General features: G+C 67.9%; 16 protein-coding genes. 8 read left to right on the forward strand and 8 right to left on the reverse strand.

All coding sequences use genetic code 11. The annotated features are described in order from the left end of the window. Positions 1-4: 4 nt before the first annotated feature. The 4 genes from modC to ACJASC_RS09255 form a co-directional block, all read right to left on the reverse strand. Positions 5-1,069 carry a molybdenum ABC transporter ATP-binding protein gene (gene modC, locus ACJASC_RS09240; protein ID WP_415145410.1) on the reverse strand — a complete coding sequence of 355 codons (1,065 nt, stop codon included), beginning with the start codon at positions 1,067-1,069 and terminating at the stop codon, positions 5-7. Further along, the gene (gene modB, locus ACJASC_RS09245; protein ID WP_415145412.1) at positions 1,066-1,758 is read right to left on the reverse strand and encodes a molybdate ABC transporter permease subunit; all 693 of its coding nucleotides are present in this window, start codon (positions 1,756-1,758) and stop codon (positions 1,066-1,068) included. Before modB ends, modC begins: the two co-directional genes overlap by 4 nt. Beyond that, complete coding sequence (modA, locus tag ACJASC_RS09250; RefSeq protein WP_415145414.1) at positions 1,755-2,549, reverse strand: molybdate ABC transporter substrate-binding protein; 795 nt, start codon at positions 2,547-2,549, stop codon at positions 1,755-1,757. The genes modB and modA overlap by 4 nt, the downstream gene beginning before the upstream one ends. A 74-nt stretch (positions 2,550-2,623) precedes the next feature. Beyond that, positions 2,624-3,748 carry an arginase family protein gene (locus ACJASC_RS09255; protein WP_415145416.1) on the reverse strand — a complete coding sequence of 375 codons (1,125 nt, stop codon included), beginning with the start codon at positions 3,746-3,748 and terminating at the stop codon, positions 2,624-2,626. A gap of 135 nt (positions 3,749-3,883) precedes the next feature. On the opposite strand from ACJASC_RS09255, the gene ACJASC_RS09260 reads away from it, so the two are divergent. The 5 genes from ACJASC_RS09260 (at position 3,884) to arsH (ending at position 9,249) form a co-directional block, all read left to right on the forward strand. Continuing rightward, positions 3,884-4,372 carry an NUDIX hydrolase gene (locus tag ACJASC_RS09260; protein ID WP_415145418.1) on the forward strand — a complete coding sequence of 163 codons (489 nt, stop codon included), beginning with the start codon at positions 3,884-3,886 and terminating at the stop codon, positions 4,370-4,372. A gap of 81 nt (positions 4,373-4,453) precedes the next feature. Then, positions 4,454-4,876 carry a DUF1178 family protein gene (locus ACJASC_RS09265; RefSeq protein WP_021692733.1) on the forward strand — a complete coding sequence of 141 codons (423 nt, stop codon included), beginning with the start codon at positions 4,454-4,456 and terminating at the stop codon, positions 4,874-4,876. A 70-nt stretch (positions 4,877-4,946) separates the two neighbouring features. Further along, on the forward strand, positions 4,947-6,185 hold the full coding sequence (locus ACJASC_RS09270) for an aspartate kinase (protein WP_415145420.1): 1,239 nt from the start codon (positions 4,947-4,949) through the stop codon (positions 6,183-6,185). A 41-nt stretch (positions 6,186-6,226) separates the two neighbouring features. Next, positions 6,227-8,482, forward strand: coding sequence for a phosphoenolpyruvate--protein phosphotransferase (locus ACJASC_RS09275; protein WP_021692731.1), 2,256 nt, complete (start codon positions 6,227-6,229; stop codon positions 8,480-8,482). A 59-nt stretch (positions 8,483-8,541) separates the two neighbouring features. Continuing rightward, positions 8,542-9,249: an arsenical resistance protein ArsH gene (arsH, locus tag ACJASC_RS09280; RefSeq protein ID WP_415145422.1), complete on the forward strand. Its 708-nt coding sequence runs from the start codon at positions 8,542-8,544 to the stop codon at positions 9,247-9,249. On the opposite strand, the gene ACJASC_RS09285 is transcribed toward arsH, so the two are convergent. Both ACJASC_RS09285 and ACJASC_RS09290 read right to left on the reverse strand, forming a co-directional pair. Next, on the reverse strand, positions 9,246-10,061 hold the full coding sequence (locus ACJASC_RS09285; protein ID WP_415145424.1) for an EcsC family protein: 816 nt from the start codon (positions 10,059-10,061) through the stop codon (positions 9,246-9,248). The two genes, arsH and ACJASC_RS09285, sit on opposite strands and share 4 nt — an antisense overlap. Before the next feature lie 41 nt (positions 10,062-10,102). Then, a complete protein-coding gene (locus ACJASC_RS09290) occupies positions 10,103-10,591 on the reverse strand; it encodes a GNAT family N-acetyltransferase (protein WP_415145426.1) in 489 nt (162 codons plus the stop codon). 133 nt (positions 10,592-10,724) lie between these two features. Here ACJASC_RS09290 and ACJASC_RS09295 point away from each other — a divergent pair, with 133 nt between their 5' ends. Next, a complete protein-coding gene (locus ACJASC_RS09295) occupies positions 10,725-11,330 on the forward strand; it encodes a flavin reductase family protein (protein ID WP_415145557.1) in 606 nt (201 codons plus the stop codon). 98 nt (positions 11,331-11,428) lie between these two features. Here the strand turns inward: ACJASC_RS09295 and ACJASC_RS09300 are convergent, their stop codons facing one another. Continuing rightward, positions 11,429-13,021: a SulP family inorganic anion transporter gene (locus ACJASC_RS09300; protein ID WP_415145428.1), complete on the reverse strand. Its 1,593-nt coding sequence runs from the start codon at positions 13,019-13,021 to the stop codon at positions 11,429-11,431. A gap of 200 nt (positions 13,022-13,221) precedes the next feature. On the opposite strand from ACJASC_RS09300, the gene ACJASC_RS09305 reads away from it, so the two are divergent. Together ACJASC_RS09305 and ACJASC_RS09310 are read left to right on the forward strand one after the other, a co-directional pair. Beyond that, positions 13,222-13,752: an adenine phosphoribosyltransferase gene (locus ACJASC_RS09305; protein ID WP_415145430.1), complete on the forward strand. Its 531-nt coding sequence runs from the start codon at positions 13,222-13,224 to the stop codon at positions 13,750-13,752. Positions 13,753-13,886: 134 nt separating this feature from the next. Beyond that, a complete protein-coding gene (locus ACJASC_RS09310; protein WP_021692723.1) occupies positions 13,887-14,069 on the forward strand; it encodes a CsbD family protein in 183 nt (60 codons plus the stop codon). 73 nt (positions 14,070-14,142) lie between these two features. Here the strand turns inward: ACJASC_RS09310 and ACJASC_RS09315 are convergent, their stop codons facing one another. Beyond that, on the reverse strand, positions 14,143-15,552 hold the full coding sequence (locus tag ACJASC_RS09315; RefSeq protein WP_415145433.1) for an FAD-binding oxidoreductase: 1,410 nt from the start codon (positions 15,550-15,552) through the stop codon (positions 14,143-14,145). Positions 15,553-15,566 lie beyond the last annotated feature (14 nt).

A 15,566-nucleotide genomic window follows, 5' to 3' on the forward strand; every position in this document is an offset into this window, starting at 1 on the left:
GGTTTCAAGCCGCCCCGCCTACGTCCTGTGGCGCCACGGCGCTCGCCTTGACGATGGCCCAGAGTTGCAGCCCGGGCTCCAGCCGCAGCGCCCGCGCGGAGCGACGCGTGACCCGGGCGAGCAGCCGGTCATGGCCGCAGCGCAGCCCGACGGCCACGCCCTCGGGGCCCTCGTCGAGGGCCGTGACCTCCGCCGACAGGATGTTGAGCGCGCTCAGCCCCACGGGGCGCTCGCGGCTCAGGATCACATCCTGTGCCGAAATGCGCAGCCGCAAATGCGTACCGAGGCCTCCCAGCCGCCCCGGCAGCACGATCCGCCCGCCCGACAGCGCGAGTTCCGTCAGCCCGTCGATCCGGTCGAGGCCCGCAATGCGCGCATATACCACCGCCCCCGCCTCCTGCGCGCCGATCATGCCGACAGCGGCGGGGTCGGACAGCACCTCGGAGACCGCGCCGACGCGTTTGACCGCGCCCGCCTCCATCACCACGACGGTGGTGGCGAGGCGGGCCACTTCGGAGGCGGCGTGACTGACATAGAGGATCGGCAGCCCGGCCTCGTCGCGCAGCCGTTCCAGCCATGGCAGGATCTCCGCCTTGCGCTCCGCGTCAAGCGCCGAGAGCGGCTCGTCCATCAACAGCAGGCGCGGATGGCTCATCAGCGCCCGCCCGATCGCCACGCGCTGTCGCTCCCCGCCCGAAAGCGCCGCCGGGCGACGGCCGAGCAGATCCGGCAGGCCGAGCATGTCGATCACCCGGTCACGGTCATGATCGCCGCCATAAGCGAGGTTCTTTGCCACAGACATGTGCGGAAACAGCCGTGCGTCCTGAAACACATAGCCGATGCGACGGCGATGCACGGGCACGTCGACGCGCGCGGCCTTGTCATAGAGAAGCGCACCGCCGATCTCGACCCGTCCTGCATCGGGGCGCAGCAGACCTGCCACGGCGTTGATGACGCTGGTCTTGCCCGAGCCGGACCTGCCGAACAGCGCGATGACGCCCGGTGGCGCTTCGAACATGGCGTCGAGATCGAAGGCCCCGAGCCGCTTTTTCACGTGAATCCGGATCATGCCGCGACCCGCCGCGCGACCCGCCGCGACAGCCACTCCGAGGCCAGCAGCGCGCCCATGGCCAGCGCCACCGACACCGCGACGAGCCGCAGCGCTGCACCCTCGCCGCCCGGCATCTGCAGGAAAGCGTAAATCGCTGTAGGGATCGTGCGCGTCCCGCCGGGGATGTTCGACACGAAGGTGATCGTCGCGCCGAACTCGCCCATCGCCTTGGCGAAGGCGAGGATCGCGCCCGCGACCACCCCCGGCAGCGCCAGCGGCAGCGTCACCGTGGCAAAGACCTTGAATCTCGATGCCCCCAGCGTCGCCGCCGCCTGCTCCAGACCGGGATCGACCGCCTCGAAAGCGAGCCGCATGGGTCGCACCATCAGCGGAAAGGCCATGATCGCGGCGGCCAGCGCCGCCCCGGTCCAGCGAAAGGCGAAGGAAACGCCGAGGGGCTCCAGCAGTGCGCCCAGCGGCCCTTGGCGTGAGAACGCGATCAGCAGCAGGTAGCCCGTCACCACGGGGGGCAATATCAGCGGCAGATGCACCAGACCGTTGAGAAGCTGCCGCCCCGGAAACCGGCCCTTGGCCAGCGCCAGCGCACAAACAAGGCCCAGTGGCAGGCTCGCGGCGACCGCCGTGGCCGACACCTTGAGCGACAGCCGTACCGCCTGCCATTCTTCAGGGCCGAGCCAGTCGGTCACTCGGCAGACTCCGGTTCGGGCGTGCCAGCTCCGGGGAGGACAGCGTCGGGGATCGTGAAGCCCGCCGCCATGAACACGGCCTGCGCCTCGGCGCCCGACAGGAAGTCGAGAAACGCCGCCGCTTCAGGTGCTGCATCCAAGACGAGGGCCGCGGGATAGCGGATCGGTGGATGGCTGTCTTCCGGGAACGCCCCCAGCATCGTCACGCGGGGCTCTTCGGCGGCGTCGGTTTCATAGACGATGCCGAGCGGCGCGGCCCCGCTCGCCACCAGCGCCAGCGCCGCGCGCACGTTCTCGGCCTGTGCCACCTGCGCGGCCACGCCATCCCAGAGCCCGAGGCCTTCGAGCGCCGCACGGCCATATTGCCCGGCGGGCACCGCATCGACGAGCGCCATGGCGAGACGGCCTTCGCCCAGCAGGGCGGCGAGGTCGAGATCGGGGCTGATCAAAACCGACGCGGCGTCCGGATCGGATGCGATCAACACGAGGCCGTTGCCCAGCAGGTCGCGGCGGCTGCCCGCCTCGATCAGCCCGGCTGCGGCGACCTCGTCCATCCAGTCCTCGCTGGCCGAGATGAACAGATCGGCGGGCGCGCCCGCCGCGATCTGCCGCGCCAAGGCCGAGCTTCCGGCATAGGACACCGTCACTTCCGCGCCGCCCTGCGCCTCCCAGGCTTCCACTACGCGGTCGAGAGGGCCACCGAGGCTTGCCGCCGCGAAGGTCAGGATCTCGGCCCGCGCGGCGCAGGGCAGCGCCAGCAGCAGCGCCATGCAAAGGGGTTTCACCAGCATCGTCCACCTCGTGTCATGCGGGGTCTTTCGCATTGCACGCCCCTGCCCCGCAAGCCCGCGCCCCGAGGATCGCCTCAGACCCATGCCACGAGCCGCGCCTCCAGCGCCGCGACACGCGCACGCAGCGCATCGGCGATCTCGCCGGGTCGCGCCGCATCGACAAGCGTCGTGAGCCATGCCTCCGGCGGTGTCGTCACCCGTCTCTGCCCGTGCCACTTCAACCCGCGCAGCACCGCCTGCGCGGGCGGCTCCAACCGCTCCGGCAATGCGCGCCCTGACAGCACGCCCCATGAGGCGGTCCAGAGCCGCCCCACGCCCCAAGGGTTGTAGCCGCCGCCCCCCAGCAACAAAAACCGCGGCGCGAGCGGCAACAACCCCCGCAGCACGCCCAGATGTGCATGCCCCGACATGGCCAATCGCGATTGCGGATCCTCGAGCAGCGCGTCGGCCCCGCATTGCAGCACGATCGCGTCGGGGCGGAACGCGGCGACGGCGGGCAGGATCACCCGGTCGCGCGCCAGCGCCATCGCGTCGTCGCCCGACCCTGAGGGAATGGGGAGGTTGAACACCTGCCCCGCCCCTTCCTCTTCGACGGCCCCCGTGCGCGGCCAGCGGTTCTCCTCGTGGGTCGAGACGAGAAGCGTATCCGGGTCATGTGAAAACCCCGCCTCGACCCCGTCGCAGTGATGCGCGTCGATGTCGACATAGGCGACGCGGCGCGCGCCATGGCGCCTGAGCGACTGGATCGCGAAGACCGGGTCGTTGAGATAGCAAAACCCGTTCGCCCGATCAGGCAGGCCGTGATGCGTACCGCCGCCGAGCAGGTGCAGCCGACCGCCATGGCGCAGAAGCTCTCCCGCGAGCAGCGCGCCGCCCACCCCGGTGGCCGGCCGGCGGTACATCTCGGGAAACACCGGGTTGGCCGGTGTGCCGAGGTGATGGCGCGCGCGGATCTCGGGGGTGACCTGCTGGCTGGTTTCGGCCCCGAGCAGCGCGTCGATGTAGTCGGGCGTGTGAAAGGCGTGCAGGGCGGCGGGCTTGGCGCGCGGGCTGCGAATATAGGCTTCGGGCGGCAGCCAGCCCAGCGCGCGCGACAGGTCCATCACGGTCGAGACGCGCGGCACCCTGAGCGGGTGCCAGTCGCCATAAGAGGAGCCGCGGTAGATCTCGGAGCCGATGAAACGTGCAGACGGCGTCATGTGTCCCCCTCGGCGCAACTTCGGCGCGATGCGTCGCGGCGTCATGGCCACGTTGCCGCAGATAGCGCCCTAGGCGCTCTTGCCAGCCCCCGCCCTGTCGTGGAACCTCGGCAGACCCGCGACCCGAGAGGCCCCATGATTCAGCTTCCGCTCCGCGTCGCCAAGCGGCACCAGCGCCTCGGCCGCACGCAGTTCGCGGCTCTGCCATGGCGCGTCACCGGTGATTCGGTCGAGTTCTGCCTCGTCACCAGCCGCGGGCGGGGTCGCTGGATCCTGCCCAAGGGCTGGCCCATGGACGGCGCCACCCCGGCCGAGGCCGCCGCCACCGAGGCGCGCGAGGAGGCCGGTCTGGTCGGCCTTCCCGATGATCGCTGCCTTGGCGTGTGGTCCTATGTGAAGGGCGGCGGCAAGACCGGCGCACCGCATTTCGCCATGGTGTTTCCGGTGCAAGTCACGCAGGTGCTCGCCGACTGGCCCGAACGCGGCCAGAGGCGGCGCAAATGGTTCACCCGCGATCGCGCGGCGGCCAAACTCGACGCGCCCGAGCTGCGCCAGATCGTACTGAGCTTCGATCCTGCGCCGCAGCGTCCCGTGGCGCTGACGACACCGCAGGCGGCCCCCTGACCGCACGCGTGATCGACCCCGCTTTGCACCTGGTCGCCCGAATGCCTATCTGAGGTCTGCATGCCACCGGGACACCCGCCGATGATCCGCTATGACCTCACCTGCAAGAACGGCCACGCCTTCGACAGCTGGTTCGCCTCGGCCAGCGCCTATGACACGCTTGAAAGATCCGGGCAGTTGTCCTGCGCGGTCTGCGGCGACACGCGCATCCACAAGGCGCTGATGGCCCCGTCGGTGAGCGAGGGCGCCAAGCAACCGGCGCGGCGGCTCTCCGAGCCGGGCAACCCGCTGGAAAAGGCGATGGCCGAGCTCAGACGCAAGGTCGAGGCAGGTTCGGACTATGTGGGCGACGCCTTCGCCCGCGAAGCCCGCGCCATGCATGAGGGCCGCTCACCAGAGCGCGCGATCCATGGCGAGGCCCGCATCGATGAAGCCCGCCGCCTGATCGAGGACGGCATCCCGGTGGCGCCGCTGCCCTTCGGCCCCAAGCGCAAGGCCAACTAGCCGTCCGTCGCGCATTGCCCTCGCGTCGCCCCGCCGCTATGGAGACGCCGAAATCTGCGCGGGGAGAGCCATGTCGGTCCTGGTGATGAAATTCGGCGGCACCTCGGTCGCCACGCTCGACCGGATCCACCGGGCCGCGAAACGCGTGGCCGTCGAGGTGGCCAAGGGGCACGAGGTGATCGTGATCGTCTCGGCCATGGCCGGCAAGACCAACGAACTGGTCGGCTGGGTCAACGAGACTTCGCCGATGTTCGACGCGCGCGAATACGACGCCGTCACATCCTCGGGCGAGAACGTGACCGCCGGGCTGATGGCGCTGCGGCTTCAGGAAATGGAAATCCCGGCCCGTAGTTGGCAGGGCTGGCAGGTGCCGGTGCAGACCACTTCGGCCCACAGCGCCGCCCGCATCCTCGACATCCCGCCCGAGAACATCCGCGCGAAGTTCGCCGAGGGCATGAAGGTCGCCGTGGTCGCGGGCTTTCAGGGCGTGAGCCCCGAGGGCCGGATCACCACGCTGGGGCGCGGCGGGTCGGACACGACCGCCGTGGCCTTTGCCGCCGCTTTCGACGCGGTACGCTGCGACATCTACACGGATGTGGACGGGATCTATACCACCGACCCGCGGATCTGCGAGAAGGCGCGCAAGCTCGACCGCATCGCCTTCGAGGAAATGCTGGAGCTGGCCTCTCTCGGGGCCAAGGTGCTGCAGACCCGCTCGGTCGAACTGGCGATGCGTTACAAGGTGAAGCTGCGGGTGCTGTCGAGCTTCGAGGAACAGTCCGACGAGGCGGGAACGCTCGTCTGCGACGAGGAGGAAATCATGGAAAGCAACGTGGTCGCCGGTGTCGCCTATTCGCGCGACGAGGCCAAGATGACGCTGATCTCCGTGGCCGACCGGCCCGGCATCGCCTCGGCGATCTTCGGTGCCTTGGCGGATGCGGGTGTGAACGTGGACATGATCGTCCAGAACATCTCGGAGGAGGGTCGCACCGATATGACCTTCTCCTGTCCCAATGATCAGGTGATGCGCGCCGAAAAGGCGGTCGAGGCCGCTCGCGAACGCGGCGACATCCGCTTCAACGACCTTGTCACCGACACCGGCGTGGCCAAGGTCTCGGTGGTCGGCATCGGCATGCGCAGCCACACCGGCGTCGCCGCCGACATGTTCAAGGCGCTCTCCGCCGAGGGTATCAATATCAAGGTCATCACAACCTCGGAGATCAAGATTTCCGTGCTGATCGACCGGAAATACATGGAACTCGCGGTGCAAGCCCTGCATGATGCCTTCGGGTTGGACAAGGCCGCCTGACCGGGATCACTCCCCCCGGACATGGCGTTGAAAGGGCGGCGATGGTCGATCGACTGGTAGAATCCGAGAGCCGCAAGCTCCTGGGCCGTCTCTCGGCGGTGATGGCCGAGGGCGGTGCCGGGCAGGCACGGCTCGACAGCATCGTGAGCCTCATAGCGACCTCGATGAAGACCGAGGTCTGCTCGATCTATCTCTTTCGCGACGCCGAGACGCTGGAGCTTTGCGCGACCGAGGGGTTGATGGCCGAATCCGTGCACCAGACCCGGATGCGGCTGGGCGAGGGTCTGGTCGGGCGCACCGCGCGCACGCGGCAGGTCGTCAACACCGCCGACGCCCCCTCCGAACCGGGCTTTCGCTACATGCCCGAGACCGGCGAAGAGCGGTATTCGAGTTTTTGCGGCGTGCCGATCCAGCGTCTGGGCGAGCCTCTCGGCGTGCTCGTCGTGCAATCGCGCGACGCGCGCGAGTTCACCCCGGACGAGATCTATGCCCTCGAAGTGGTCGCCATGGTGCTGGCCGAAATGACCGAGCTTGGCGCCTTCGTCGATACCGGCGCGGCGCTCTCGGCGCGGCATCAGCAGGCCGTCATGTTCAAGGGCACCTCGGGACAGGAGGGCGCGGCCGAGGGCCGGGTCTGGCTGCACGAGCCGCGCGTCGTCGTCACCAACCCCTTTGCCGAAGACCCCGTGATCGAGCTGACCCGCCTGCGCGCCGCCATCGACGAGTTGCGCGTGACGGTCGACGAGATGCTGTCCGGCGCGACCTCGGCCAATGCCGATCAGGTGCAGGTGCTCGAAACCTACCGCATGTTCGCCAATTCGCGCAGCTGGATGAAGCGCATGGAGGAGGACATCGAGAGCGGTCTTTCCGCCGAGGCCGCCGTCGAAAAGGAACAGTCCCTCGCCCGTTCGCGCATGAACCGCTCGGGCGACAACTACATGCGCGAACGCCTGTCGGATCTTGACGATCTGTCGAACCGGCTGCTGCGGATCCTCACGGGTCAGGGCCGCGACACCGGCGCCGAGATGCCCGATGATCCGGTGCTGGTCGCGCGCAATATCGGCCCCGGCGAGCTTCTGGAATACGGCAAGAAGCTCAAGGGCATCGTGCTTGAGGAGGGGTCGGTCGGCTCGCATGCGGCGATCGTCGCACGGGCCTGGGCGATCCCCTTGGTGATCCATGCCAAGAACATCACCCAAGAGGCGCTGAACGGCGATGTCATCCTCGTCGATGGCGATCAGGGGGCGGCGCATCTGCGCCCCGAGGAGACGGTCAAGACCGCCTTTCGCGACAAGATCGCGATGCAGGCCCGCGCGCTAGAACGCTATGCCTCGATCCGCGACTTGAAAGCGACGGCCCTGTGCGGCACCACCGTTTCGCTGCACATGAACGCCGGGCTGATGGCTGATCTGCCTTCTCTCAAAGGCTCGGGCGCCGAGGGCGTGGGGCTGTTTCGCACCGAGTTGCAGTTCCTGATCCGCAACAAGATGCCCAAGCGCGCCGAGCTCTCCGCGCTTTATGCCCGCGTCATGGATTCGGCCAATGGCAAGCGGGTGGCCTTCCGCACGCTCGACATCGGGTCCGACAAGGTCCTGAGCTACATGAAGCCCAATGACGAGCCGAACCCGGCGATGGGCTGGCGCGCGATCCGCGTCGGACTCGACAAGCCGGGCGTGCTCAGGATGCAGCTTCAGGCGCTGATCCGGGCCGCCGCCGGGCGCCCTCTCGCGGTGATGTTTCCTTTCGTCGCGCTCCCGGCCGAGTTTCACGCGGCGCGCGAGGAGTTCGACAAGGCGATGGAGCGTGAGCGCATTCTTGGCCATCCCTTGCCCGAAAGCGTCGAGGTCGGCGCGATGCTGGAGACCCCGAGCCTCGCCTATGCGCCAGACGATTTCTTCAACGCCGTCGATTTCCTTTCGGTGGGCGGCAACGATCTCAAGCAGTTCTTCTTCGCCGCCGACCGCGAGAACGAGCGCGTGCGCCGCCGCTACGATACGCTCGATGTAAGCTTTCTGTCGTTCCTCGATCACATCCTCATGCGGGCAAAGACCGGCAACACTTCCGTCTCTTTCTGTGGCGAGGATGCGGGTCGGCCGATGGAAGCGTTGTGCCTCGCAGCGCTCGGCTTTCGGATGCTGTCGATGCGCCCGGCCTCGGTGGGACCGGTCAAGCACCTGATCCGGCACTGCAATCTTCAGGGCCTGCGCGGCGTCATCGACGAGGCGCGCGGCAGCGGTGCGGCTTCGGTCCGGCCCGCCGTGACCAAGTGGCTGACTTCTCAGGGCTGGCTGATGTAACGGTTGAACGGCTCCTTATAATTCCATATATCCGGAATCATGGAAATCAGGAGCCTGCCATGTCTGACTTGCCCAATCTTGATCTCGACCTCCTGATGCCGATCGATCCCGCGCTTTACACCGCCCCCGGCGATCCGGGCCATGCGCCGCGCATCTTGATCCTCTATGGCAGCCTGCGCGAACGCTCCTTCTCGCGCTTCGTGGCCGAGGAAGCGGCGCGGCTTCTCGAGCATCTGGGCGCGGAGGTGCGGATCTTCGACCCGTCCGGCCTGCCGCTTCCCGATGCCGCGCCCGAGGACCACCCCAAGGTGGCCGAGCTGCGCGGGTTGGCGAACTGGTCCGAGGGCATGGTCTGGTCCAGCCCGGAGCGCCACGGTGCGATGACCGGCATCCTCAAGACGCAGATCGACTGGATTCCGCTGTCGCTGGGCGGCATCCGTCCGACCCAAGGCAAGACGCTGGCGCTGTGTCAGGTCTGCGGCGGCTCGCAGAGCTTCAACGCGCTCAACCAGATGCGCGTGCTGGGCCGCTGGATGCGGATGGTGACGATCCCGAACCAATCCTCGGTCGCCAAGGCATGGGATGAATTCGACGAGGCGGGCCGGATGAAGCCGTCACCGTATTACAACCGTATCGTCGACGTGATGGAGGAGCTGGTGAAGTTCACCCTGATGACTCGCGGCAGGCCGGCCCTTACCGATCGCTATTCAGAACGAGTGGAAAGCCGCGAGGCCCTGTCGAAGCGGGTCAACGCAAGCAGGATCTAGCGGCGCGTCGGCATTCGGCGGCAGTCGAGCGCGGCATGAAAGCTTTCGAGCACCCTCTCCTCACCATGCAGCCGCGCCAGCCGGCGCAGGCCGAAATGCACATGCGCCACCTCCACGTAGTAGTCGATGAACGCATAGTTCGTCCCTGCCCCCGCCGCCGCGCCGAGGATCGGCACCGCCTGCCCCGCGAGCTTCTGGCCCAGCACGGTGGCAAAGCGCGGGGCCACGCGGGAGATCAGCCGGTTCACGGCAACGCCTGACAACCCCAACCGCGCGCCAAGAAAGGCGGTATCGATGCCGTCATCCTCCCCGCCCGGCGCGCCCGCGCCGAAGACGCGCAGGCATTCGGCGCGGGTGTCCTCGCTCAGCAGGTCTTCTCCATTCGCCTCCGCCACGCGTTGAACGGCGCGAAAGATCATGGTGGTGGCCACGGGCAGTTCCGCCAAAGCCGTGGTCAGGCCGCCAAGCCCGCCCAGCGCGCCGGAGAGCGTCGCCATGATGCGCGCGGCCCTGTCAGTCCCGAAGGCCGCCTCAAGCGCCCCGGCGCCATTGCCCGGCGCGCGCGTCCGGCTGGCGACGTCATAGCTGCGCGACAGCGCGCCGCGGGCGGCTATCTCGATACGCGCGCGGGCCGGTTTGGGCAGCATTCTCATGCCGCTCTCGACCCTGTCGCCCGCGAGGTTGACGATCCGCATCAGCCCGCGTCCCGCCCGCGCCTGCCGCTCTGCGAGCGCCACGATCTCGGCCTTGACCGCGTCATCGAGCGGCTGGGGCGGACTTTCGGGGTTGATCTCGCGAATGGGGGTGCTCATGCGCCGATACTTGGGATGCGCGAGGCGGTTTTCAATCCGCCTCAGTCTGCCTCGGGCGAAACCTCGCCCCGTATGCCATCCCAAGCTCCATCTTCGAGCGCTATGCCCAACACCCGTTCGGGGTTGGTGGGCGGCGGCATGATCACCCCGTCGAGCCGCGCAAAGCCGAAGCGGCCATAATAGGGCGCATCGCCCACCAGCATCATGCGCGGATGCCCGCCCGCGCGCGCGCGTTCAAGTACCTCGAAGATCAAGAGCGCGCCAAGCCCCTCGCCCTGCCGGACCGGATGCACGGCCACGGGGCCAAGCAGCAGCGCCGCATGACCGCCAACCCGCACCGGCCAGGTTCGGATCGCGCCCGCCGCCTCGCCCGCACGGCCACGCGCGACGAGGCACAGCTCGGCCTGAGGCGCCACGCCTTCACGCAGACGGTAGGAGGAAAGGGCCTCGCGCCCGGGTGCGAAACACAGATCATAAAGGGCCTCGACCTCTTGGTGATCCCCGGCCTCTTCCCGCGCGATTTCGGCCATTGATCCCTCCCGCCCCTGTCGGCGCCGCCGCCGCGCCGGGCCCTAGCACGGCGCCGAGGCGGTGCAAACCGTTCCGCGCTGGACCGGGTGCGGCACGACCGCTACCTCTGGCGTGACCAAGGAGGAGATGCCGATGTTCTACCGCCCCGAGGACGGCCATGGCCTGCCGCACAACCCGTTCAACGCCATCGTATCTCCGCGCCCGATCGCTTGGGTCTCGACGCGCGGTCCGGACGGAAGCGAGAACCTCGCCCCCTACTCCTTCTTCAATGCTGTGGCCTATGTGCCGCCGCAGGTGATGTTCGCCTCGACCTCGGCCAAAGAGGACCGGCCGTGGTCCAAGGACACGATGTTTAACATACGCGAGACCGGGCAGTTCTGCGTCAACATCGTCGAATATGCCGCGCGCGACGCGATGAACGCGACCTCGGGGCCGTGGCCCAAGGAGCAGGATGAGTTCGCGCACGCGAACATCGAGCGCGCCGCTTGCGACACCATAGCCTGTTCGCGCGTGGCGAATGCCCCGGCCTCTCTCGAATGCCGACTGGTAAGGATCGTGGATCTCGAGGGCGTGCACAACTTCATGGCCATCGGCGAGGTAACGGGCATCCACATGCGCGACGATTGCGTGGTCGACGGTCGCTTCGACGTCACCACCTACGAGCCGCTCGCCCGCCTCGGCTACCGCGATTACACCCGCGTGAGCGAATTGTTCAGCCTCACCCGACCGGGCCAGTAAACGTCAAGGGCGGCCTCCAGGAGACCGCCCTTTCCAGTGGCTTCACGCCTGAAATACTCATGACGCGCGGGTTTGGTCCGGCCCCGCTGCCGGAGCCTTCAGTGCCCGCCGCCAAGCGCGCCCGGCTGGACATCGTAATCCACCGCGACGCCGTAATTGGGATCATCGTCGCTCTCGACCACAAGCTGGCCCGCGCGACGCAAAAGCGCGTGGCAGTCGGGCGAGAGGTGCCGCAGCACCAACCGCTTGCCCGCCGCCGTGTAGCGATCCGCCATCCCCTCGATCGCCGCCAGCGCCGATTGGTCGGCGACGCGGCTGTGCTCGAAATCGACGATCACATGGTCGGGGTCGGTCTCGACCTGGAACAGTTCGGAGAAGCCGTCGGCCGAGCCGAAGAAGAGCGGGCCTTGCACCTTGTAGACCTTGGCGCCGTCCTCGGTGCGGTAGGTGCGCGCCCCGATCCGGGTGGCGTTCTGCCAGGCATAGGCCAGCGCCGAGACGATGACGCCCGCGACCACGGCGGTGGCAAGGTCGGTCAGCACGGTGATGACGGTCACCAAAACGATGACGATGGCATCGACGCGCGGCACCCGGCGCATCACCCGGAAGGTGTTCCACGCGAAAGTGCCGATGACGACCATGAACATCACCCCCACGAGGGCCGCAAGCGGGATCTGCTCGATCACCGGGGCGGCGAAGAGGATGAAGCACAGCAGGAAGATCGCGGCCGAGGCGGCGGCGAGACGGGTGCGCCCGCCCGAGGAGACGTTGATCATCGACTGGCCGATCATCGCACAGCCGCCCATGCCGCCGAAGAAGCCGGTGACGACGTTGGCGATGCCCTGCGCGACGCATTCCTGGCTGGCACCCCCGCGCTTGCCGGTGATCTCGGAAACAAGGTTGAGCGTCAGCAGGCTTTCGATCAGGCCGATGGCCGCGAGGATCAGCGCATAGGGCAGGATGATGCCGAAGGTCTCGAGGTTCAAAGGCACCAGCGGGATCGAGAATTTGGGCAGACCGCCCGAGATCTGCGCCAGATCGCCAACGCGCGGCACCGGCAGGCCAAAGCCGATCACGAGCGCGGCGACGATGCCGATGGCGGCGAGCGGCGCGGGGATTGCGCGGGTGAAGCGCGGCATGATCCAGATGATGAACATGGTGAGCGCCACGAGGCCCAGCATCAGCACCAGCGGAAAGCCCGACAGGAAGCCGCCTGTCGCGGGATCGTGGAACTGTTCGAGTTGCGACAGGCCGATGACGATCGCGAGGCCATTGACGAAGCCGAGCATCACCGGGTGCGGAACGAGGCGCATGAACTTGCCCAGCCGGAAGATCCCGGCAAGCACCTGCAGAATGCCCATCAACACCACGGTGGCAAAGAGGTATTCGACCCCATGATCCGCCACGAGGCTGACCATGACGACCGCGAGCGCGCCGGTCGCACCCGAGACCATACCTGGCCGGCCGCCGATCAACGCGGTGATGATGCCGACGAGAAAGGCCGCGTAGAGACCTACGAGCGGGTTCACCCCGGCGACGAAGGCGAAGGCCACGGCTTCGGGCACCAGCGCCAGCGCCACGGTGAGGCCAGACAGGATCTCGGTCTTGTAGTCGGCCGCCGAGCTTGGCAGGGCTGGGGCGTTCTCGGAGGAAACGGCATTGGCCAGCACGGCCAGCGGAGATCGGCTCATCGGCTCACTTTCGCATGATAGGTGTTCGGGCTGCGGTGCGGGCATAGCCCACGCTGCCGCGTGACGGAACCCGCAAACGCGCCGTTTCCCCGAATCGGGCTTCGCAACGGCCGCCGTGGGCTTTATGAACGCGCCGCCCACATCAGGGGCACAAGATTTGATGCGGGGTGCCCTGCCCCGCCCTCCAGCAAGGAGCCGTCATGGCCCATGTGACCGACTACATCCGCACCATCCCCGATTTCCCGCATGAGGGGATCCAGTTTCGTGACGTGACGACGCTGTTCGCCGACCGCGACGGGCTGCGCCTTGCCATCGAAGGGTTGGTGGCGGCCTGCGAAGGGCTCGAGATCGATACCGTCGCGGGGTTGGAGGCGCGCGGCTTTATCCTTGGCGGCGCGCTGGCCGATCGGCTCGGCACCGGCTTCGTGCCGATCCGCAAGAAGGGCAAGCTGCCCGGTCGCACCATCGAGCAAGCCTATACGCTGGAATATGGCGAGGCGGTGGTCGAGATGCATGACGATGCCCTGCATGCGGGCCAGAAGGTGCTTCTGGTCGACGACCTGCTCGCCACGGGCGGCACCGCCGAAGCGGGGCTGCGGCTCATCGAACGGCTGGGGGCCGAGGTGGTGGCCTGCGCCTTCGTGATCGATCTCAAGGATCTCGGCGGTCGCGCGCGGCTCGAAGGCTTGGGTCAGCGGGTCGAGGCGCTCTGCGCCTATGAGGGCGCCTGAGCACGGATGATCTCGTCGAATTGATCGCGATGGCGCACCCCGCCGAGCAACCAATGTCGGGCCCGGAGTGTTCGTCTCGCATATTGCGGAGCCGAGGCGATCACCGCCCGCCCGCGTAGCGCGAGGATGTGCCTATGGGTGAGTTCATCGACAAGACGAAGGCTGCCGCCAACAAGGCCGCCGGCTCCGTCAAGGATGCCGTCGGCGAAGCGACAGGCGACGACAAACTGCGCACCGAGGGCAAGGGCCAGAAGGCGCGCGGCACGGCCCAGAACGTCTCCGGCTCCATCAAGGGCGCGTTGGGCGACGATATCTGAACCCTTCACCGAAACCTTGGTCACATGCATGACCCGAATGGCCGCGAAGACGCGGCCATTCGCCCGTCCGGCCTCAGCCTCTGAGGACCGCGCCCGGGTTCAGGATGCCATGCGGGTCGAGCGCCGTCTTGATCGCCCGCATCATCGACAGTTTCACCGGGTCGCCATAACGCTCCAGATCGCCCACCTTGAGCCGTCCGATGCCATGTTCGGCGCTGACCGAACCGCCGAAGCCATGCGCGAGATCGTGGACGATCTCCTTCACGCGCGGGCGGATCTCCTCGAACTCCTCGCGCGTGCGGCCCTTGGGCGGGAACACATTGTAATGCAGGTTGCCGTCCCCGAGATGGCCAAAGCAGTTGATCCGCACATTGCCCAAGGCGCGCAGCACCGGTTCGGCCTGCTCGATGAAATCAGGCAGTGCCGAGAGCGGCACCGAGATGTCGTGCGAGGAAATCGAGCCGATGCGGCGGTTGGCCTCGGGGATCGTCTCGCGGATCGCCCAGAGCGCCTCGGCCTGCGTCTCCGACGAGGCGATGACGCCATCCACACTGAGGCCTGCCGCCACCGCCGCCTCGAAGATCGCGGCGAGGCTGTCCTCGGGGCGCAACCCCTCGGGCAGGCCCAGCTCCATCAGCACCATCCATTCGGGCAGCGGATCAAGCGGCACCCGCGCATCAAGACCGGCCTCGATCAGGAACTCCGGCCCCTGCCGATGCATCAGTTCGAAGGCGGTGACGGTGTCGCCCACCCGGTCGCGCGCCAGCGCCAGAAGATCGAGCGCCGCGCGCGGCGAGGCCACGTGAAACAGCGCCGTGCCCGAAGCGGCGGGAACCGGCGCCATCCTTAGCGCGGCGGCGGTGATGATGCCGAGCGTGCCCTCGGCGCCGATCATCAGGTCGCGCAAATCATAGCCGGTGTTGTCCTTGTAGAGCCGCGTCAGCCCGTGCCAGACCTCGCCCGTGGCCGTCACCACCTCGAGCCCGAGGCACTGCGCACGCGCATTGCCATAGCGCAGCACGTTGAGCCCGCCCGCATTGGTCGAAAGCAGCCCGCCGATCCGGGCAGAGCCTTCGGAAGCGAGCGAGAGGGGAAACATTCGCCCCGCCTCGCGCGCCGCCCGCTGCACGTCGGCAAGGATCGCGCCCGCCTCGGCCAGCATCACGTTTTCGGAGGGGAAGACGTCGCGGATCGCAGTCATTCGCGCCAGAGACAGGATCACCGGGGCGACGCCGCCCTGCATCACCTGCCCGCCCACGAGGCCGGTGCCGCCGCCATGCGGCACCACCCCGACGCAGGCCGTGTGGCAGGCTTGAAGGATCGTCGCCACCTCCTCGGTCGAGCCGGGTGCCAGCAGCAGCCCCTGTCCGCGATAGCGTCCGCGCGGCTCTTCGAGATGTTCGGGGCCCGCGTCGCGAAAGACAGGTTCGGGCAGCCGGTCGCGCAGCGTGTCGAGGAACTCCGGCGTCGCGGGATTGAGCATGGGGACCTCCCTTG

Origin of the sequence: Limimaricola cinnabarinus, from assembly GCF_047631075.1 — a bacterium.
In the GTDB taxonomy this organism is placed as follows: domain Bacteria; phylum Pseudomonadota; class Alphaproteobacteria; order Rhodobacterales; family Rhodobacteraceae; genus Limimaricola; species Limimaricola cinnabarinus.